We start from the raw sequence: 19,884 nt of genomic DNA on the forward strand, positions 1-19,884 counted from the left end.
TTATCAGCCAATCGCTGTTTGCCAATATCGGTGTATCAGTCAGCGCCAGTTAGTATGAATGAGCATCATTGAGCGCTAATGAACAATAGGGGTGATAAAGTAAGCTATGAATACCATCAATTCAAACCTGACAAAGTGGTCGGTTGCTAGTCGAATCTTTCACTGGATTAGTGCCATCTTATTGCTGGTCACTTGGGTCATGATATTTTTATATGGCAATTTGGATAGTAAGGTCTATATCGGATTGCATAAGGCGTTTGGGATCAGTTTATTGTTTTGGATGATTGCCCGCGTGATCAATCGTATATTTACCAAAGTACCGCCTGCAGTTGCTATGCCAAAATGGCAGATGCTCCTCTCACAATTGTCACACTTTTTCTTGTACGCTTTATTGATCGCTATGCCAACAGCAGGGCTGCTGATGTCAGTCTATGGCGGTAGAGCCGTTGATATTTTTGGCTTATTTCAAATCCCTGTCTTTGTCACACCAGATAGAGGCTTGGCCCGACTTTTTAATGACTGGCATACAGATATTTTATGGCCAATGATTATCGCCTTTACCTTGATTCATATTGGCGCCGCTTTATACCATCAATTTATCAAAAAAGACAATCTAATAGCCCGTATAAAATAAAGACTTGTAGATAAAAAGTAAGCATAAAAAAAGCCCTAAGTATGATACTTAGGGCTTTTTTATGGAGCAATAAAGTAAACTAAACAACTCTACTTTTTATGCTCAGGTAAACTGATATTCATTTCTAGCACATCTAAGCTGTCTTCAGAACGATGATTGATATTGACATCATCAATCTGAACGCCGTTGACGTATTTATTAACCACTTCTAGTATTTCACGTTTCATTTTTTCAATACGGTCAGCGGTCAAACGGTTGTTTAAACGATTTTCGCTTGCAACGATAACCTTTAGACGCTCAGTGGCCATATTGGCACTACCAGCATTACTGCTGTCATCGGTGCCGAATAGACTACTCCAAAATCCTTTTTTCTTACTCATTATTAACCCCCAAACCAGCGCTGTAATAGACTCTTTTTCTTCACATCAATGTGACGTAATGGACGCTCTTCCCCTAAGAAACGGGCAACGATATCGTCATAACATTGACCAGCAACAGAGTCGGTATAATGAATCACTGGCTCGCCGTGGTTAGAGGCTTCAAGTACTGAATGGCTCTCAGGAACCACGCCAAGTAACGGCACTTTTAGAATATCGTTAGAGATGGTATCGATATCCATCATCTCGTTAGCGGCGGCGCGGTCTGCATTGTAGCGTGTGATGATAAGATGCTCACGTACTGTCCCTTGGTTTTCAGCCACTTTCTTAGTTTGGCTTTGCAAGATACCAATGATACGGTCCGAGTCACGTACAGAAGAGATTTCAGGGTTGGTAACGATGATGGCTTCATCAGCATGATACATCGCAAGCTGAGCACCGCGTTCGATACCAGCAGGCGAGTCACAGATGATATAGTCAAACTGCTTAGACAACTCGTCCATGACTTCTGCTACACCTTCGTCCGTCAACGCATCTTTATCACGTGTCTGACTGGCAGGTAGGATATATAAATTCTCCAATTGCTTGTCTTTCACCAGCGCTTGGGATAGGCGTGCATTACCATTGATAACATCGACAAAGTCATAAACAATTCGATTTTCGCAGCCCATAATCAAGTCTAGATTACGTAAGCCTACATCAAAATCGATAACAACTGTCTTATAGCCACGTAATGCTAAACCGGCGGCAAAAGAAGCACTGGTTGTGGTTTTGCCCACACCGCCTTTACCCGAAGTGATTACAACAATCTTCGCCACAATGGCACACTCCTATGAATTGATGGGATATTTATTATACAAAACAGTATAGATATAAAGTAGCACATTTGCTCGGCATTCACCTAGCGTATATGTGCTATCTGCGAGCGTAAGCCTAGCATAAATATACAAAAACTTATAGCAAGTCTATATTAAAGCACAAAAACAGCCGATATATCACATTTATGCTTGCTATAAGCAAACAGATTAGAGAGCTAAAAAACGCTCTAGTATCTGCGCTCAAAGCCCGTACATATAGTCTAACGTAAATAGTGGCAGAGCTAAAAATTCATCATAGCGCAGTTTTGTTAAGTAAACTTACTACAATATTAATCATACTATTTAGCCGCCAATTTAGTCTTTATCATCCATTTTTTAAGCTGATATCAATGCAATAATATAACTGCAATGAGGTCTTTGGATAATCTTAGTGTCATAGCTAATTTAAGCGTCGTCCATGACAGTAAAGACCAAGCCTTGACCTTCTAAATAACGTACTTCAACCGATTTATCAATCACATGCTCGGGTAGGTTGTCGCGTAAGCAATACGTACCGGCAACGGAGACCAACGAAGGGTTAAATACTTGGCAGAAAATACGCGCGTCTTTATCGCCTGTTGCCCCTGCGACCAAACGACCTTGGGCGCGGCCATAAACGTGTAAGTTATTGTCGGTAATGGCTTCGGCGCCGCTATTGACACTGTTGGTTAAAATCAAATCGCCGCCAACATGGTTGAGGCTTTGTCCTGAGCGTAGCATTTGATCGTAGATGAGGCTGGTAATTTGCTCAGCGCTGATAAGTGTTTCTGCGGTCAAGGTGGTTTCGGCTACTTCAGGTATTGCGCTTGCTGCAACCGCTTGGTTGTCTACTATTGAACCCGTATTATCCGCAGTGGTGGTTGTAGAGTCAGCACTGTTGTTGGGCACAGTAGCCGCTACTTGGCTTAGCTGAGTAGTGGCTTTTTTACTCGGTAAAATACGCTCGATACGTTTACCGTCAGCGGGGAATATCGCCAAGCGTAGCTCGCGAGCTTGCGCGTCTAGCAAGCCTGTGACCACGCCGATAGGCTGCAAACCCCAAGACCAAAGCAGCTCGACCAACGCCGATAAATCTTGCTCGACCTCACTGTCAATCAATACCGGAATATTGCTGTTCTTATTGCTCAGAGTGGTTTCAAGTTGGCTGGCAATCGCTGTAAAATCAGCGGTGCTAAACTGCACCCGTGAAAAAGTCAGCATCTTGCCATAAAAGGCTAACGCCGGCGTGTTGGCTGAGGCGAGGGCATGCTGGTCATTGTTTGAAATCGTCATAATATAAATCCTCAAAAATGGTCGTATTGCTGTGTTCACGGTGCCGTTTTTATTATCAAAGTATGGCTATATAAAACTATCGCTATATAAAACTATCGCTATATAAAACTATCGCGATCAAAACCCAGTTCTTATTAAGTCAGTTCTTCCTAGTCCGATTTTTGCTAAGCCAGTTTTTGCTAAGCCCGCTTTGACTAAAAATGCTACAACCTAAGCATGTCCTGATGCTTCCACTGCTGCACTTTTATTTGTGCCTCAAACTCATCCAAACTGTCGGCAATAATACTTGAGATTAATGTATCAAGGGCACTGTTATCGGTATCGATTTGAGCGACGCCGCTGGCAATAGCGACCATCAAAGCATCGAGACGTTCGGCGTCAAGCAGGCGCTCATTAAGCGCATATACCACATTTTCACCAATATTATGCCCGACATGTTGAAGCTGAGACTCAATTAAGCTACCAGCAATAGGTATCATGCGCAGATAGCGGCGTAGCTCAGGCGTATTGGCCAACCCCTCTTTAATCGCATTGCCCATCTCAGTGGCGATAATGGTGCCGCCGCCTGATGACTCGGTGAGTGCTTGGAGTTTTGGCGCCAGCTCTTTACGTAGCAGCGATAGCACCGCCGCCTCAATCTCGTTGCGATTGCGCGCGATGGTCGACTCAATAAACGATTTATGCATTTTAGGGTCGGTGAGCTGCTGCCGAAAGGTCTGAATGGTCGTTAAGATGACGCGGTCAGACAGCTCTTCTAAAAGTAAATCGATATAAAAGTTAATGCGGTTAATCCACGGCTGCGGCAATACTTGATAACCTAGCTGATATAATCGGCGTCCGATAATCACCGCGCGAAATAAACGTAGCGCGCGCAGCTGCGGGAAACAGCCTAACACTTCATACCAGTGGACAAAAGGGAAAAAGAACCAGCGGTAATAAACCTTTTCTTTAATAGCAATCGCCCAGCGTAATAGCAGCTCTACAATCAAAAATAAGGTAAAGAAGCCACCAGCTGTCCGTAACGAATCATGGATATTACTTTGATACCAGTTTAATGCCTCACTCAGGGTCAACCACTGCGCCGCATCACTACTAAAACCACTCATTAAAATAGCGTCAATACCGATTAATAATAAATCAATACTGATGGCGATAATCATCACGATATCATAGGTCAGCTTCAAGCGATTGGGCTTGGGACGATTCGGTCTTGGTGGTGGACTATTCGATAAGTCTGAGGACTGATTGCGCGCGGACGTTGATTCTATAGGGGCGCTGCTAGTAGAAGAGGCGGACACAGTCATACCTTATTAAGTGGTAAATGGCATCAGTAGTGAGTGGCTTTCGGCCAATCACTACCAAATAAGTAACGAGTTTTAATGGTTATTCACATTATCAATGAATCATGCCAAAAAACAAGCCATCAACCATTATAATTTGGTATTTTAGCCATTATCTTTTTATAGAAAAAATCCGCTGACAGTAGCAACGGATTTTAATAATAGAGATTTTACATTTTATTCTAATCCTAAGGCGTTTTATCAACCGCCGTATCATCAAATTCAGCAAGCATCTCAGTAATGCGTTGATCCTTTTGACGCCAAATGTGCTCGACCCAATCAAACATCTGCGCTTTGACTGCTTCATCGTTTTCGTAACCACCGTTTTGAATACCTGCAAACAGCTCGTCAGGTATCTTGATATGGCGAACATCGACGCCTAAGCGTTTGATATTACCTTTCCACAAATCGCCATAGGTTGGGACGCCGTCAGGATAAACGATGGTCATATCTAAGATACCATCCATGTCAGCGCCCAAGGCGTTAATAGCCAGCGACAAACCACCGGCGCGTGGTTTTAATAGATGGGTATAGGGTGAATGTTGTTTATCGTGCTTTTCTTGGGTAAAGCGCGTGCCTTCTAAGTAGTTCAATAGGGTAAAGGGCTTGTCTTTTAATAAGGCACAAGCACGCTTTGCTTCTTCGATATCTTTACCTTGAAGGGCAGGGTTTTTAGCAACCGCTTCTTTAGAGTGGCGGCGCATCATTGGGAAGTCTAAAAAGTAAAACGCCTGCCCAACGATAGGAATATAAATCAGCTCAAACTTGGTAAAAAAGCGGGTCAGCGGCAAGCGTTTTTCACTGATATATTGCACGATACTGGTATCTACCCAAGATTGATGGTTACTGACCAGCAGGTACTTACCGTCCATATGGACATCATTTGGCAAATGAATGCGCCAGTCTTTACGCGGCAACATATTGTCGATGAGCGCATTGTTGCTGCTAATCCAGTGTTCAGCGATTTTAATCACTGTCTTATCGGCGATAGGAGCGCCGGTGATGATTTTACCAACTCCCATTAGCCATAACGGAATGCTACCGCCAAAGCTATTGGCAGCGATGACCCCAGTTGCTGTCGCAAGCGACATGGCTTTTGCTAATTTTGGCGTACGTTCGTGTATTTTTTGTATGGCAGAATTTAAGCGCATATCCAATTCCTTCCTATTCATTTCGTTAATCAAGCAACTTTTTTTAGAATTTTTTAATCAACCTCAAAATATATAACTAATGTATTCTTAATATGGACTCTTATTTATTAGTAATAATTTCGCCATATAAAAGCTCATGATATAAATAAGCCTCTGTTAACAAGCGCCTATATTTAATTGAGCCAACGTACTTTTTAATAGCATTTTTATCATTTTGAACTACTTAATACCTTAACTAAGTTCAGTTATTATTGCATGTCAGGTTTTAGTATTGTTGATGCAATAATCATTTTGTTGGCTGATTTTAGCAGAAAAATATTATAGTGTACGACTGTAAACGTGACTTGCGGTAGCAAATTGGCTCTGTTGCTAAGCAATAAGTCATAAATAGTTATGCACTTTTCATACATAGATGTGACAAAATATTACACACAAATGGATGGCAATTGCCATAATAATAGCAAGTGTGGATAAACATCTAAACGATATTGCTGACCAATAATTGCTGATCAATAATGGTCATAAGCAATATTTATAAAAAGCAAATTTATCTATCGATTTTTTTAACTTAAGAGGAAATATTATGCGTAATACATTAATGATTGCAGCAGTGGCATCAGGTTTGGCTCTAAGCGGTTGTGCTACAGATCCATACACTGGCCAACAGACGCTTAACAAGTCTGCACTTGGCGCATTAGCTGGTGCAGCTGGTGGCGCGACTATCTCAAAAGCAACAGGTGGCGACAAAACTGGTCGTGATGCTGCTATTGGCGCTGCACTAGGTGCTGGCGTTGGTTACTATATGGATCGTCAAGCCAAGCAACTTCAACAGCAAATGGCTGGTACTGGTGTGACAGTTACACCGAATGCTAATGGTAACATTGACTTGGTTATGCCAGGTAATATCACGTTCTCGTTTGATGATGCGTCTTTAAACCCATCATTTAGACCAACGCTTGATAAGCTTGCCTCTACAATGAATGAATATAACCAAAACACCATTACTATTGCCGGTCATACCGACAGTAAAGGTGCTGATGCTTATAACATGAAATTATCACGTGACCGTGCTTATGCAGTAGCGAACTACTTAAGTGCACGTGGCGTAGCTTCTAACCGTATCAACGTAGTCGCTTATGGTGAGTCGCGTCCAGTTGCTGATAACAGCAGTGAATATGGTCGTCAACAAAACCGCCGTGTAGAGCTAACCGTTAATGCGCCAAACAGCGTTCGTTAATCAATATTGATTGACTAAAAAATTGATTGACTAAAAATCAAGAAAAAATAAAGAATGAGACAAAAAGACCAGCGCAAAGCTGGTCTTTTTTTGCCTGAAATTTGTCCTAAAACTTATGTAGGATTTCAAAATTATATTTGATAATAGTTATCAATAACATTATAATTCGCAAGTATTAAATTCTGCTAGCATGTAATGATATTGTGAAATCGACAGTTTTACTCTAATCAATATTTGCTACTTATCTTGCTGAATTTTCTCCTTATAAGTCTCTAGACTTCTACTTTGCTATTTTATTTAGTGTATCTCATCGAGGACGTGTATGAATATCAGCCCAGCGCCAAGCCGTAAAATTTTACCGACTACTTTAGCTGCTGCACTGGCAGGGATATTAATGATATCGGGTTGTAGCAAGCAGTCTGATGAGAGTGCAAGTACGGACGCACAAGCTGACGTACAAGGCACTGAAAAAACAGACAATAAAACCTCGTCAGCGGCTGCCCAAGCGAATATTGATCGCTTGCTGATTAGCTATGCTGATATGGCGCACGCCGCCTACAAGGATTCTTTAGAAACCGCCAAACTTTTACAAACAGCGGTTAATACCTATATAGAAACGCCGACCCAAGAAAATCTTGATGCTGCAAAAGCGGCTTATAAAGCGGCGCGCCAGCCTTATTCGCAGACTGAAATTTTCCGCTTTGACGAAGGCTTTGTGACGGCTAATGACAAACGTGCGCTTGGCAGTATCGATGGCTGGGAAGGGCAGGTAAATGCTTGGCCGCTTGATGAGGCATTGATTGATTATGTGAGTGACAGTTATGAGGGTGAATATAACAGTCAGGACAATATTATCAACAGTGACAGCATTACAGTCGGTAGCCTAAAACAAGATACGACCACCATTACGCCTAAGTTATTGGCTGAGATGAGTGAGATTGGTGGCAGTGAAGCCAATGTTACCACCGGCTATCATGCGATTGAGTTTATGCTGTGGGGTCAAGATACCAATGGCGTCGGTGAGGGCGCAGGTAACCGTCCAGTGAGCGACTATATAGCAACCGACGGTGAATGCACCAGCGGTGACACGGTCAATAGTGATGCCAGTATTTGCGAGCGCCGTGGGCAGTATTTAAAAGCGGTTACTCAGTTATTGGTCGATGATTTAACCGCGATGGAAGCCCAGTGGCAGCCTAACAGCGAAAACACCTTGCGTAGCGACATGATGGAACGTAAAGACAAAAATGGTCTACGTCAAATTATGTACCAAATGGGCAGCTTAGCACTTGGTGAGTTGGCCTCTGAGCGCATACAAGTGGCCTTTGTCACCGGCTCTACCGAAGATGAGCATGAATGCTTTAGTGATTTAACCCATTTAAGCTATGCTAATAATGCCCGCGGTATTCAAAATGTCTTTAATGGCAGCTATAAAACCGTCGCCGGTAAGACTGTCGGCGGATATGGCGTTAAACACTATCTTATTGATACCGGTAATACAGAGGCGGCTGATAAGCTCGCGGCTGATTTTGCTAAAGTAGAAGCTGCCTTTAAGGTAATTGTTGATAAAGGCGAAAAAGAAGGCATCAAGGTCGACCAAATGATTGCGACGGTAGGGCAAGCAAGCAAGCATGGTATCTCTGCTGAAGAGCAAAATAAACGCCGTGGTTGGATTGAAAGCAGCATTACGAGCTTACAAGAGCTAACCGCTGGTATTGAAAACGCTGCAAAAGCCGTTGGTATTGATAATCTAGACGCCGATGCAGGTTCACAGTTTTAAGACAATGCGTATTTAATACCGTCAATTGGCTGTGTGTTTGTCGCTGTACGTATAGGCTTGGTTTTATATGCCTAATAAGTCACTATAAGCGAATGAGAATTATTTTCATAGAAAAATAATTTAGGTATAATACACACGTTGTCGACTACCGTTGGCAGCGTGTTTTTTTTATAGCCTATTAAGATAGCCAGATATGTCATAGCGCAGTGAATACTATATTGAATAGAAATACTTATCGAATAGAAGTGAAAAAATTATAGCACGCGATTTTAATGGTTCTCTATTAGAACTAAGGTTCCCTATGAGCAGCAGTAATGTGTTAAAAGCTAAACAATCTATCGCGTTTTATTCCTCTTTAATATTTACGCATTCGCCACTGAAGCTCTCGCTAGGAATAGTATGTGCACTATCCATAAGCGCCTGTCAGCCAAGTGATAATGTTGCTAATAATGCTACAGATGACGGCAAACCCTCGGAAAGCAGCCATTCTGAAGCAATCACTTTTGAACGTGTCCAGACTATTGAGACGTTAGCTGGCGTGGCTATGCAGCAGCTTGCCAGCTTTGATGCGCAAGAGATTAAGCAAGGCGGCGATACTGGTATTAGTATCACCACTAGCGAGAGCTACTCTAAACCTTCCTCCAATATCACCGCTTCACGCAAAGGTTCTTTTTTTATCGGTAATGCATTTTTTAGGCAGCCGTGGGTGGTTGCGCCGGCGAGTACCGATAGCCGCGATGGGCTTGGCGCTTTATTTAACGTCGCTGCCTGTCAATCCTGTCATATCAAAGACGGTCGCGGTCATGCGCCGATGAGCAGTGAGGATGATGCTGATAGCCTGCTTATCCGCCTTGCTATGCCTGCTACTACCGAGGAGCAGCGCCAAAAATTAGAGAATTCCTTGATAGAGAAAGTTGTGCATCCTATGTATGGCGGCCAATTGCAAGACCGCGGTATTCAAGGCGTTCCTGCTGAAGCGCGCATTGCGGTACAGTGGACAGATAAACCCGTCACCTTTGCTGATGGTCATGTCGAAACACTGCGGTCGCCAACCTTTAACTTAACCAAACCCGGTTATGGTGCATTTGATGATGAGCTGATGGTGTCGCCGCGTGTTGCCTTACCTATGATTGGGCTTGGGCTACTCGAGCAAATCCCAGACGAAGCCATTAAAAAACAAGCGATAAAAACAAATAATGCCAATGGCGATATTAGCGGCAAATTCAACTGGGTTATGGATCCACAAACGGGTAAAGTGGCATTAGGTCGTTTTGGTTGGAAAGCTGGGCAAACCAAATTGATTACCCAAAACCAAAGTGCCTTTAATGAAGATATGGGACTGACCTCTAATATCCGTCCCCATGAATCTTGCATGCCCACGCAGACCGCTTGTATAAAGGCGGCAACGGGTGCTGATGAGCAAGGTAATGGCAAACCACCGGTTGAAGTCAATGATGAAGTGGCAAAGTTCGTTGAATTCTATACCCGCAATTTAGCGGTGCCGCATCGCCGTAATGCTGACGATAAGCTAGTACTGGCGGGCAAAAAACGCTTTTATGATATGGGTTGTCAAAGCTGTCATACACCAAGATATCAGTTGCCAAAAACCGACGATGACCATCTTGAGCAGCATGGGCAAGTGATTTATCCTTATACCGATTTATTATTACATGACATGGGAAATGATCTTGCCGATCGTACTATCGCTGGCAAGCTGCCATCGAAAGACGTACAAGTTGAATTTTTGGCCAATTCTTATGAATGGCGTACGCCTGCATTATGGGGTATTGGGCTTGCGCAAACCGTTGATTCGCAAGCGACATTTTTACATGATGGTCGCGCTCGTACGCTGATGGAAGCGGTGCTATGGCATGGCGGCGAAGCGGAAAAGCAGAAACAAAAGGTATTAAAGTTAGACAAACAAGGGCGCAGTGAATTAAATGCGTTCTTAAAGTCATTATAAAAGTCAGGCTATACACTTTAAAAGCCATTTAAAAACCATCTAAAAGGCATTTAAAAATTGCCCGCCTTAAATGTACAGATTTAAATAATTACTTATATTAATAGCCATATAAATACCGAGAAATCTATGAAAATAAACCATGCTTTAGCAATGGCTCTATCAGCACTAAGTGCGGGTATCCTTATCAGCTGCGTCAAACCTGCTGATGAGACCAAAGTGCCAGAAGTGGACAGCCAAGTTACACAAGATAGTGCCACTTCTACGGCTACAGCTGAAAAAGACAATAGTATAGATAAGATTATCGCTGTTGATATTAGCGCTGATACTGAAAAGACCTATTTGACCCATGTGGCAAATGATATTGTTATTCCCGCTTATGCGGATGCCGCGAAGCAGAGTGATTTATTGCATGAATTGGCACAGAAATCTTGTCAGCAAGCGCCAGTCAGCGGTAATCAATTGCAAGCGCTGCGCGCCCAATGGCTGGTGCTTGCACAAGCATGGGCGGGCGCTGAGATGATTAATTTTGGCCCAGCGACAGCGAGTATGAGTAATTTATATATCAATTATTATCCTGATGAGCGCGGTCTGGTACATGGTGGTGTTGCCGATCTCATTGCTGCCAATCCCAAGCTCACCGCTGAGCAACTGGCTAACGAGAGCGCTATTGCCCAAGGTATACCAGGATTAGAAGAAGCGTTATATGCCAATGATAGCTTGGATGCTGGGCAATGTGCTTATGTGATGAGCGCAAGCAGTGCCTTAAGCACGCGCCTTAAAGATATTGAGAAAAACTGGCAGCAAAATTCAACTACTTTATTAGCGATTGATAAAACCGCTGAGAGTGATCAAGGGCTAAACCAATGGTTTAATTCTTTATTGTCATTGGTTGAGACCATGAAGTCCAATGCCATTGATCAGCCATTAGGCTTAACCGGTAAGAAAAAAGGTCACCTGCCAGCTGCGACCGCAGGGCAAAGCCGCGCGATTATCAATGCTAAATTGGCCACGCTCAATAAAGCAATGACCGATCCTGTCTTAACCGCTATTCTTGGTGGCAATAATGAAAACGCAGTGGCGGATAATCTATCGACCGCACTTGCTGATGCGACCACATTATTGGCGCAAATGCCAGAAGACTTAGCGACTGCCGATAAAGCTACCCAGCAAGAGCTGTATGACAAGCTGACGACCATTACGCGCATTATTAAACGCCAATTGATTCCGACGCTCGGTATCCGTGTGGGCTTTAATAGCACTGATGGCGATTAAAAAATGCACACTATCGATACTAAGACGGCAAATGAATCACAGCAGCAGTCACAGCAGCAGTCACAACAGCAGCAGCCTAATAATGAGCTGCTAGTAACATCCGCATTGACCACGCTGTCTGCTGTCATGGGTACAGCCGCGCTTGTCGGTATCCATCATCATTATCGTAAGCAGCGTCACCCTGATGCCAGCTTGCAGGACTATGTAGTAGGTATGCGCTCGCAGTTGCAGTCGTTAACCGCCGCACCAAAACGCGAGCTCGTGCAGTTTCGTCACGCTTATCAGCAAGCTACAACTGCATGGCAACAGGCTTATCGTTTACCGATAGATGATTTGAAAAATGCCAATAATAATAGCCTAGCTGACTTTAGCGCCGCACATACCACCACCGTACTACCGCGCCCCGTTTGTTGGGTTAGCGGTGTTGCTTCTATGCCAAAAAGTGTCGTATTAGCAAATGATAATAGTGATGCCAGTCATAATGAAAACGACTTTGGTGTGGTCGGTATCGATGCCGATAGACAAATCGTTTGGCAAACGACTATGCCTGAACGTGTCCACGATATTGTTGTTCAGCCGATTTTTGATGCGCAAAACTCATCTGCTAAAAACAACCAACATCGCGATGTCGTGGTCATGGGTCGGCGTCCGAGTGCAAAGTTTTGGGTATTAGACACGGCGAGCGGACAAGTAAATTTTGCTATTAAAGCATCTACTCATCGTCATTTCTACGGGCATGCTTGCTATAGCCTAGACGGTAAATTGCTCTATGTGACCGAAAATGACACCCTAAGTTTAGATGGTAAAATCGGTATCTATGATGCTGATGATAGTTATAAAAAAATAGCAGAATTTGACTCGTATGGTATCGGTCCGCATGAGCTGATTATGCATCCCGATGGTGAGACGTTAGTGATTGCTAATGGTGGTATCAAAACCGAGCAAGCGTCGCGTGAAGAGTTAAATCTAGACAGTATGCGACCATCATTGGTTTACCTCAATCGTCATACTGGCGCTTTGCTTGAGCAGATTACGCCTGAACATAATCAAATGAGTGTGCGTCACCTAGCCATGCATGACGATGGAACGGTGATGATAGGTATTCAATTCCAAGGTGAAAAGCATATCAATGTGCCGCTAGTGTTGACCCATAAACGCGGTGATAGTGAGTTTAAACCCCTTATTATGCCCAATAACCAGTGGCAACGCTTCCATCAATATATCGCCAGTGTAGCGGTCGACAGTGAGCGTAACTTATTATGCGTAACCACGCCGATTGGGGGTTGTGCGGCGATTTATGATTTAAGTACGCGAGAATTGATTGATGATGTCAGTTTGCCAGATTGTGCAGGGGCAGCAGTACTGTTTAGTCAGCGCACTAATAAGACAGATAGCCGTGATGAGCAATCAGGCTTTATTGTTAGCGATGGCCAAGGTCAGTTAACGGCGTTAGCTGTTGATAGCTTGGCAACGGCACAATTGGATACTGTAGAGAAAAACGACCGTATTCTTAAAGACAGCAAATGTCATATGATGTCGTTTGACAATCACTTGCAAGCGCTTTGAGCATGAATATGCCGTCTGCATACCAGTCACCTTTATTAGAAAAATCGATACAACATTTGGCGCAAGCGGATATTGAGCTACATATCAGTAAAAAGCGGGTCAAAAATATCAATTTTCGCTTAAAACCGCATAAATTAATGGTTTCTGTGCCATTGTTTATTAGTTCAGCCCAAGCTGCGCAGGCTGTGGCGAAGCGTGTGCCATGGGCAATCGCTAACCACGGCCAAGTATTAGAGCAATATAGGCGGCGACAACTTCCTTCAAAAGAGTCTTCAACTGCCGATAGTACGCTGCTGTTATGGGGCATAAAGCAATCGTTCACCTTAAATCATGATGAAAAAATTACTTACTATCGACAACAGCTTTCTGAAGTCATACCTTCTCTGTTTGAAAAATGGCAACCAATTGTCGGCGCTGACGCTAATGAGATACGTCTAAAGAAAATGCATACGCGTTGGGGCAGTTGTAATACCCGTGCACGGCGAATTTGGTTGTCTGTCTATCTGCCCGCTTATCCTATCGAATGTACCGAATATGTGATTGTCCATGAGCTATGTCATTTACATCATGCCAATCATAGCCGCGCCTTTTGGCAAACGGTGGCGACCGCGATGCCTGATTATCAGCATTGGCATAATATGCTGGCAGGTAAGGCGGGACAGTTAGATTAAACCCTTCACCTAAGTACTATCAACAAGTACTATCAACAAGTACTGTCAACAAGTACTGTCAATAAGCACCATAAGACTGATATGATTAATCATAACAATACAAATTATGTCGTTTAAATAATATTCTTATCTATCGTATATACAGGGATGTCATATGGAAAACGTCAATCAAGCAGCGTTTTGGCAGCAGCGTTATGAGCAAGACAGTATCGGCTGGGATATGGGACAGGTGTCGCCACCGCTCAAAGCTTATATTGATCAATTGCCTGAATCTGCTAAAAGTCAGGCTATTTTAGTGCCGGGAGCGGGTAATGCTTACGAGGTCGGTTATCTGCATGAGCAAGGGTTTAGTAATGTTACCTTGGTTGATTTTGCCCCTGCGCCGATTGACGCTTTTGCGGAGCGCTATCCTGACTTTCCAGCTGAGCATTTAATCTGTGCCGACTTTTTTGAGTTATCAGCTGCGCAATATCAGTTTGATTGGGTGCTTGAGCAGACGTTTTTTTGTGCGATAAATCCTGCGCGCCGTGATGAATATGTAGCGCAGATGGCAGCATTATTGAAACCGAATGGTAAGCTGGTTGGTTTGCTGTTTGATAAAGACTTTGGACGAGACGAGCCACCGTTTGGCGGTACAAAAGCTGAATACCAACAGCGTTTTGCGCCTTATTTTGATATTGAAATTATGGAGACAAGTTATAACTCACATCCCGCAAGGCAGGGCAGTGAGCTGTTTATTAAGATGCGCGTAAAACCTTAATCTCACGCTTGATGTTTTGTCGAGCTTGTTCTTCTAACCGTGTAGAGTAATAATCCGACAGATAAAGCGTTGGATGCGCTAACAATCCTTTTAATACTGCTATGCGTCCAACGCGATAATCTATATTTGAGATATGCGCATATTCTTGGCGGACAGCTTGCGCATACTGTTCATACTCAGGCCAAGATGCCCCTAAAATACTTAAGTCCATATCTAGTAAATAGGCGGCATCGCTTTTTCTAGCTTTGTCTGACCATTCATCAATGTCGGCAATTTGATGGCTAGCCGTCATCATTATCAGCGCGTAGATATATTGGCATTGCTCAGCACTTAGATAAGGAATTAGCGAGTCTAAGGCATATTCTGCACTTTTAAGCTCATTATCTGAGCGCGTCGGCGCATATATCACGTCATGATAAAACAGTGCCAATGCGATAATATGCGGCTTATTTAAATGGTGCTTAATCTGTTCAAACTGCGTAAATAATTGCTGAATATGCTGCAAGCTATGATAAGCGCGCTGGCTTTCGTTATAGCGCACGGCGATATCTTGCCAAAGTGCTTTTAATATTGCTGGCTCGATAGCGTTATTAATAGCCGTTAAATGCCACTCGAAAAGCTTACCGAGCTCAGTTTCTATTTGTGACAACCCGTCCATAGTTAGCCTTTATTTAATGACTGTAATCTATTAGCAAATGCTTACTTCTTACTAGCCGCATCTTCAAATGCTTGTTTAAACAGCTTGCCTAATAAATTAACATCATCAACGCGGGCATAATTTAAACGAGTGACAAAGGCGATATGACGATGCGGTCCTTCCTCGGCTAGTGGCACCGCAACTGCATTTTGATTTTGCAGATGTAGCTGGTCTAATGCCATCTCTGGCACTAATGTCGTCCCCATATTGGCAAGTGCCATTTGAATAAGGGTGTTTAAGCTGGCATCAGAAAAACTCGATTTCATTTGCGCGCGGTCAAAATGACAGACCGTCAGTGTTTGATCCGTCAAGCAATGTCCTTCACCTAATAGCATCAGATTGGCCGTTGCTAGCTCATCAGCATTGATGGTTTTAAGTTTGGCATGGACATCATCTTTTGGGAAGACGGCAAAAAAGTCCTCGCTCCAAAATTCAAAAGTATGCAAGCCATCGACTGCATACGGTAGCGCAATAATGGCGGTATCAATATGACCGTAACGGACTTGCTCGAGCAAACGCTCGGTTTGCTGCTCAACGATGGTCATACGAAATTCTGGATAGTGCTCACGTAGCGCAGGCAACACTTTTGGCAGCAAATAAGGGGCAATCGTTGGAATAATGCCGACGGTCATAGGGTAAGCAAGCGGCGACTGATGGCTATGCGCGCGCGTGGTCAAATCATTGACTTCCGAAAACACGCGCTGCGCCCGCGTCAAGATATCTTCACCGATAGGCGTAATCAAGACTTGCTTATTATTTCGCTCAAAAATCTGCGTATCAAGCTGTTTTTCTAACTCGGCGATACCCAAGCTCAGCGCTGATTGTGAGATATTACAGTCTTCTGCCGCACGCTTAAAATGACGATGTTTGGCAACCGCTAAGGCAAACTCAAGTTGACGTAAGGTAATCATAAAACCTCTCTGTTAATGGGTTTTTAACGCAATTTGTTTTACTCGTTTATCTTGTGTACTATAGCCATTTAATGCCGATGTACGGATAAAAAGCAGATAGAATAGTTTAACAAGTTTAATAAAACAAAACATCACATTAAAAACTTTTAACTGGATTAACCATAGAATTCGCGTATAGTTTGTCAGGTAGCCCAGTTAAGCAAAGGGTTAGTAGAAATAACCAACAATAAACATCCATTAACTCAACAACAATCAATCAAAAAAAGGAGCCAATCATGGCGTCTATTATCAATCAAGAAATCCCAGAGTTTTCAGCAGATGCGTTTGTAAACGGTGAGTTCAAAACCATCACTTCAGAAGACGTAAAAGGCAGCTGGGCAATCTTCCTATTTTACCCAGCTGACTTTACCTTTGTTTGCCCAACTGAACTTGAAGACATGGCAGCTCATTACGAAGAGCTTAAAGGTTTGGGCGTAGAAGTGTACTCAGTATCAACCGATACGCATTTCACCCACAAAGCATGGCATGATTCTTCAGAAGCCATCGGCAAAGTAACTTACCCAATGATCGGCGATCCTACTGGTCGTATCACTCGTGGCTTTAATGTCATGATTGAAGAAGCAGGTCTAGCTGAGCGCGGTACATTCTTAGTGGATCCAGACGGCTTGATTCAAGTTGCTGAAATCCATGCAGGCGGCATCGGCCGTAGTGCAAAAGACATGCTACGTAAAGTAAAAGCAGCACAGTATGTTCGTGAAAACGACGGCGAAGTTTGCCCAGCAGCTTGGGAACAAGGTCAAGAAACTCTTAAACCAAGCCTTGATCTAGTTGGTAAAATCTAAGTCTTCTTTTATTAGACTAAAGTTATTAGATTAAGATTTTAGTATTATTTAAAGCGGTAATTGCTGATTGATAATGCTAAATAAAGTGCTAGAAAAAAGACCTCGTTAACAGATGTTAACGGGGTCTTTTTTTGTCTCAATCTTATAAGACTTTATAATATCTAACGGTATAAACTAGCCACTGGTTAAGCATGAGATTGTAATTTATTTTTATCGATTATTTTGTAAATCTCATCTTTTAAATGCAGCTTTCGCCTTTTCATTTGCTCAATTTCTTCATCGCGACTGGCATGTTTGACCAAATCTTTATCCAACTGATTGATTTGCTGATCAAGCTGCGTATGTTCGTCAAAAATAGTCGCAAAGTGACTGTCTTTTTGCTTAAGCTCAGCAATAATATCTCTGTTGTCTTGCCATGTATCAGTCTTTCTCATGTTGTCATCCTTGTTATAAAGCGCAAGCTTATCAAAGCATCGGCGCATTTTAGTTAAGAGTGCTGTGATGAATTGCTATGATTGTGAGACTTGAATGTCATTGAGCCAAATCGTTATTCAGCTCAAAAGTGCATAGACTTACTAGCAGCAGAAAGGGCTGTTAATACACTGCGATAACCGCCAATCTACCATGGGACAAATAAGAGTTTTTCTTATTCGCTTCACTCGATTGTAGCGAAAAAATTTGCCAGATACTACGACTATCATTGACTTCTATTTATCAGTGGTTTTGAATTTAAATAATAATATCGGTTTATGATATATTTTATAAAACGTAAGGTTTGAGTTTATCAGCTTGCCCAAAACCTGCAAACCCCTGATAATAGACGTATCAAAGGTGGTAAGGCCGGTATTTTTAGCTTTCTAAATCAGCGACTTAACTTATCACCAAACCCTATTTAAATGCTCAGCATCGTAGCTGGCGTTACATATTTAATAATAATGAGGAACAAACATGATAGATAAAAGTTTATTAGATGCAGTCAAAAGCTACAGTGAAAACATGACCCGCCCAATTACCTTTGTATTGGGTAGCGGCGAACATAGCAAGCGCGCTGAGCTGATTGATTTTTTGACTAAAATCGCTGGCACCACGGATAAGATTAATTTTGACAGTACAGCTACCGATGACAGCTTGCCAAGCCCGATTAGCTTTAAAGTAGTCAGCCATATCGATGGCGCATTGACCGATACCGGTATTGTCTTTAGCGGTATCCCTGGTGGTCATGAATTTACCTCGTTGATTTTGGCGATTTTGCAAGCGGGCGGTCATACCTTAAAACTGGATGAAGGTATTCAAAAGCTGATTAAGCGTTTTAATAAGCCGCTACAGTTTCAGACTTACGTGTCGCTCTCGTGCCACAGTTGCCCAGAGGTGGTGCAAGCGCTGAACCAATTTGCCTTGCTCAATGATGACATCAGTAATGAGATGATCGATGGCGCATTATTCCAAGAACAAGTAGAAGCCAATAACATCCAAGGCGTACCAGCAGTGTTTTTAAATGGTAAGCCGTTTGCTAATGGTCTGATTGACACGGCTAAATTGATTGAGAAGTTGCAAGAGCAATTTCCTGATTTACTGAGCGAAGCTGATGACGATGCTGAACAGCTAGAGCAGCAAGATGTGACAATTATCGGAGCCGGTCCTGCTGGCGTGGCGGCGGCGATTTATACCGCGCGTAAAGGCTTAAAAGTCACTATGGTCGCTGACCGTATCGGTGGGCAGGTGAAAGATACGCAAGATATCGAGAACTTAATCTCTGTACCTTTAACGACCGGTAGTGAGCTGTCGGCGAACTTTGAAAAACATTTGCACGAATATGACATTACGCTCAAAGAGCATGTCAGCGTCAAAGAAATCAGTGAAACTGAAGAAGAAAACTACCGTATTCATCTCAATACTGGTGAGACGTTTGAGACGCGCAGTATCATCTTAGCGACCGGAGCCCAGTGGCGTAAGCTTGGTGTTCCCGGTGAAGATGAAAACGTGGGTCAAGGCGTAGCCTACTGTGCGCACTGTGATGGTCCATTCTTTAAAGGTAAGGATATTGCGGTCGTTGGCGGAGGTAACTCAGGTATCGAGGCAGCGCTAGACTTGGCAGGTATTGTTAAACACGTGACCGTCCTTGAATTTGCCGATGATTTAAAGGCGGACCAAGTACTGATTAATAAAGCCAAAGAGAAGAGTAATATTGATATTATTACTAGTGCTGCAACGCAAGAGATTAAAGCGCAAGATGGTAAAGTGACTTCGCTTGTTTATCAAGATCGTAGCAGCAGCGAAACCAAAGAGCTAGATACGTCAGCGGTGTTTGTGCAAATTGGTTTGGTACCAAATACTGAGTTTGTCAAAGGCTTTGTTGATTTAAACCGCTTTGGCGAGATTGAGATTGACGAGCGCTGTCGCACCGACCGCAAAGGTATCTTTGCTTGTGGTGACGTGACCACTGTACCATTTAAGCAAATTAACATTGCCATGGGCGAAGGTTCAAAAGCCGCATTATCAGCGTTTGAATACTTGGTGATGCAGTAAAGTTTTGCTTTAGCTTTTATTAAAGTTTTAA

18 protein-coding genes are annotated in these 19,884 nt (G+C 43.0%); 10 read left to right on the forward strand and 8 right to left on the reverse strand.

Annotated elements, in window-relative coordinates; translation table 11 throughout:
- Positions 1-106 precede the first annotated feature (106 nt).
- Positions 107-634, forward strand: coding sequence for a cytochrome b (locus PG901_RS03340; protein ID WP_271133500.1), 528 nt, complete (start codon positions 107-109; stop codon positions 632-634).
- Between the two features lie 89 nt (positions 635-723).
- Here the strand turns inward: PG901_RS03340 and minE are convergent, their stop codons facing one another.
- The 5 genes from minE to PG901_RS03365 form a co-directional block, all read right to left on the reverse strand.
- Complete coding sequence (minE, locus tag PG901_RS03345) at positions 724-1,014, reverse strand: cell division topological specificity factor MinE (RefSeq protein ID WP_183620257.1); 291 nt, start codon at positions 1,012-1,014, stop codon at positions 724-726.
- Between the two features lie 2 nt (positions 1,015-1,016).
- Positions 1,017-1,829, reverse strand: a complete 813-nt coding sequence (gene minD, locus PG901_RS03350) for a septum site-determining protein MinD (protein WP_183620258.1) — start codon at positions 1,827-1,829, stop codon at positions 1,017-1,019.
- Positions 1,830-2,273: 444 nt separating this feature from the next.
- On the reverse strand, positions 2,274-3,140 hold the full coding sequence (minC, locus tag PG901_RS03355; RefSeq protein WP_271133501.1) for a septum site-determining protein MinC: 867 nt from the start codon (positions 3,138-3,140) through the stop codon (positions 2,274-2,276).
- Positions 3,141-3,343: 203 nt separating this feature from the next.
- Positions 3,344-4,438 carry a hypothetical protein gene (locus PG901_RS03360; protein ID WP_442966843.1) on the reverse strand — a complete coding sequence of 365 codons (1,095 nt, stop codon included), beginning with the start codon at positions 4,436-4,438 and terminating at the stop codon, positions 3,344-3,346.
- A 230-nt stretch (positions 4,439-4,668) separates the two neighbouring features.
- Complete coding sequence (locus PG901_RS03365) at positions 4,669-5,631, reverse strand: acyltransferase (protein WP_271133503.1); 963 nt, start codon at positions 5,629-5,631, stop codon at positions 4,669-4,671.
- Between the two features lie 583 nt (positions 5,632-6,214).
- On the opposite strand from PG901_RS03365, the gene PG901_RS03370 reads away from it, so the two are divergent.
- The 7 genes from PG901_RS03370 to PG901_RS03400 all read left to right on the forward strand — a co-directional run bounded on the left by PG901_RS03370 (position 6,215) and on the right by PG901_RS03400 (position 14,877).
- Positions 6,215-6,868, forward strand: coding sequence for an OmpA family protein (locus tag PG901_RS03370; protein WP_201564874.1), 654 nt, complete (start codon positions 6,215-6,217; stop codon positions 6,866-6,868).
- A gap of 322 nt (positions 6,869-7,190) precedes the next feature.
- A complete protein-coding gene (locus PG901_RS03375; protein ID WP_271133504.1) occupies positions 7,191-8,645 on the forward strand; it encodes an imelysin family protein in 1,455 nt (484 codons plus the stop codon).
- Between the two features lie 301 nt (positions 8,646-8,946).
- Positions 8,947-10,608, forward strand: a complete 1,662-nt coding sequence (locus PG901_RS03380; RefSeq protein ID WP_271133505.1) for a di-heme oxidoreductase family protein — start codon at positions 8,947-8,949, stop codon at positions 10,606-10,608.
- A gap of 126 nt (positions 10,609-10,734) precedes the next feature.
- Entirely contained in the window at positions 10,735-11,880 is a 1,146-nt protein-coding gene (locus PG901_RS03385) for an imelysin family protein (protein ID WP_271133506.1), read from the forward strand.
- A gap of 3 nt (positions 11,881-11,883) precedes the next feature.
- A complete protein-coding gene (locus PG901_RS03390; RefSeq protein ID WP_271133507.1) occupies positions 11,884-13,446 on the forward strand; it encodes a DUF1513 domain-containing protein in 1,563 nt (520 codons plus the stop codon).
- 2 nt (positions 13,447-13,448) lie between these two features.
- Complete coding sequence (locus tag PG901_RS03395; RefSeq protein WP_442966844.1) at positions 13,449-14,117, forward strand: M48 family metallopeptidase; 669 nt, start codon at positions 13,449-13,451, stop codon at positions 14,115-14,117.
- A 154-nt stretch (positions 14,118-14,271) separates the two neighbouring features.
- A complete protein-coding gene (locus tag PG901_RS03400; protein ID WP_271133509.1) occupies positions 14,272-14,877 on the forward strand; it encodes a methyltransferase domain-containing protein in 606 nt (201 codons plus the stop codon).
- On the opposite strand, the gene PG901_RS03405 is transcribed toward PG901_RS03400, so the two are convergent.
- Positions 14,855-15,535 carry an HD domain-containing protein gene (locus tag PG901_RS03405; RefSeq protein ID WP_271133510.1) on the reverse strand — a complete coding sequence of 227 codons (681 nt, stop codon included), beginning with the start codon at positions 15,533-15,535 and terminating at the stop codon, positions 14,855-14,857. The two genes, PG901_RS03400 and PG901_RS03405, sit on opposite strands and share 23 nt — an antisense overlap.
- Positions 15,536-15,576: 41 nt before the next feature.
- Positions 15,577-16,485 (reverse strand): hydrogen peroxide-inducible genes activator, encoded by a 909-nt coding sequence (locus PG901_RS03410; protein WP_201564867.1) that lies wholly within the window; start codon positions 16,483-16,485, stop codon positions 15,577-15,579.
- Positions 16,486-16,760: 275 nt separating this feature from the next.
- Between PG901_RS03410 and ahpC the strand changes: the two genes are divergently transcribed.
- The gene (ahpC, locus tag PG901_RS03415; protein WP_201564866.1) at positions 16,761-17,327 is read left to right on the forward strand and encodes an alkyl hydroperoxide reductase subunit C; all 567 of its coding nucleotides are present in this window, start codon (positions 16,761-16,763) and stop codon (positions 17,325-17,327) included.
- A 185-nt stretch (positions 17,328-17,512) separates the two neighbouring features.
- On the opposite strand, the gene PG901_RS03420 is transcribed toward ahpC, so the two are convergent.
- Positions 17,513-17,761 (reverse strand): YdcH family protein, encoded by a 249-nt coding sequence (locus PG901_RS03420; RefSeq protein ID WP_201564865.1) that lies wholly within the window; start codon positions 17,759-17,761, stop codon positions 17,513-17,515.
- A gap of 514 nt (positions 17,762-18,275) precedes the next feature.
- Here PG901_RS03420 and ahpF point away from each other — a divergent pair.
- Positions 18,276-19,853: an alkyl hydroperoxide reductase subunit F gene (gene ahpF, locus PG901_RS03425; RefSeq protein ID WP_271133511.1), complete on the forward strand. Its 1,578-nt coding sequence runs from the start codon at positions 18,276-18,278 to the stop codon at positions 19,851-19,853.
- The last annotated feature ends 31 nt before the right edge of the window (positions 19,854-19,884 follow it).

The sequence above is a fragment of the Psychrobacter sp. ANT_H3 genome (genome assembly GCF_027919975.1).
Lineage (GTDB): Bacteria > Pseudomonadota > Gammaproteobacteria > Pseudomonadales > Moraxellaceae > Psychrobacter > Psychrobacter maritimus.

Coding starts and splice junctions, on each gene's coding strand:
- minC (WP_271133501.1), bottom strand. CDS start 3,140: ATGACGATTTCAAACAATGACCAGCATGCCCTCGCCTCAGCCAACACG.
- ahpC (WP_201564866.1), top strand. CDS start 16,761: ATGGCGTCTATTATCAATCAAGAAATCCCAGAGTTTTCAGCAGATGCG.
- PG901_RS03340 (WP_271133500.1), top strand. CDS start 107: ATGAATACCATCAATTCAAACCTGACAAAGTGGTCGGTTGCTAGTCGA.
- PG901_RS03420 (WP_201564865.1), bottom strand. CDS start 17,761: ATGAGAAAGACTGATACATGGCAAGACAACAGAGATATTATTGCTGAG.
- PG901_RS03395 (WP_442966844.1), top strand. CDS start 13,449: ATGAATATGCCGTCTGCATACCAGTCACCTTTATTAGAAAAATCGATA.
- PG901_RS03400 (WP_271133509.1), top strand. CDS start 14,272: ATGGAAAACGTCAATCAAGCAGCGTTTTGGCAGCAGCGTTATGAGCAA.
- PG901_RS03375 (WP_271133504.1), top strand. CDS start 7,191: ATGAATATCAGCCCAGCGCCAAGCCGTAAAATTTTACCGACTACTTTA.
- PG901_RS03410 (WP_201564867.1), bottom strand. CDS start 16,485: ATGATTACCTTACGTCAACTTGAGTTTGCCTTAGCGGTTGCCAAACAT.
- PG901_RS03370 (WP_201564874.1), top strand. CDS start 6,215: ATGCGTAATACATTAATGATTGCAGCAGTGGCATCAGGTTTGGCTCTA.
- ahpF (WP_271133511.1), top strand. CDS start 18,276: ATGATAGATAAAAGTTTATTAGATGCAGTCAAAAGCTACAGTGAAAAC.
- PG901_RS03380 (WP_271133505.1), top strand. CDS start 8,947: ATGAGCAGCAGTAATGTGTTAAAAGCTAAACAATCTATCGCGTTTTAT.
- PG901_RS03365 (WP_271133503.1), bottom strand. CDS start 5,631: ATGCGCTTAAATTCTGCCATACAAAAAATACACGAACGTACGCCAAAA.
- PG901_RS03390 (WP_271133507.1), top strand. CDS start 11,884: ATGCACACTATCGATACTAAGACGGCAAATGAATCACAGCAGCAGTCA.
- PG901_RS03405 (WP_271133510.1), bottom strand. CDS start 15,535: ATGGACGGGTTGTCACAAATAGAAACTGAGCTCGGTAAGCTTTTCGAG.
- minE (WP_183620257.1), bottom strand. CDS start 1,014: ATGAGTAAGAAAAAAGGATTTTGGAGTAGTCTATTCGGCACCGATGAC.
- PG901_RS03385 (WP_271133506.1), top strand. CDS start 10,735: ATGAAAATAAACCATGCTTTAGCAATGGCTCTATCAGCACTAAGTGCG.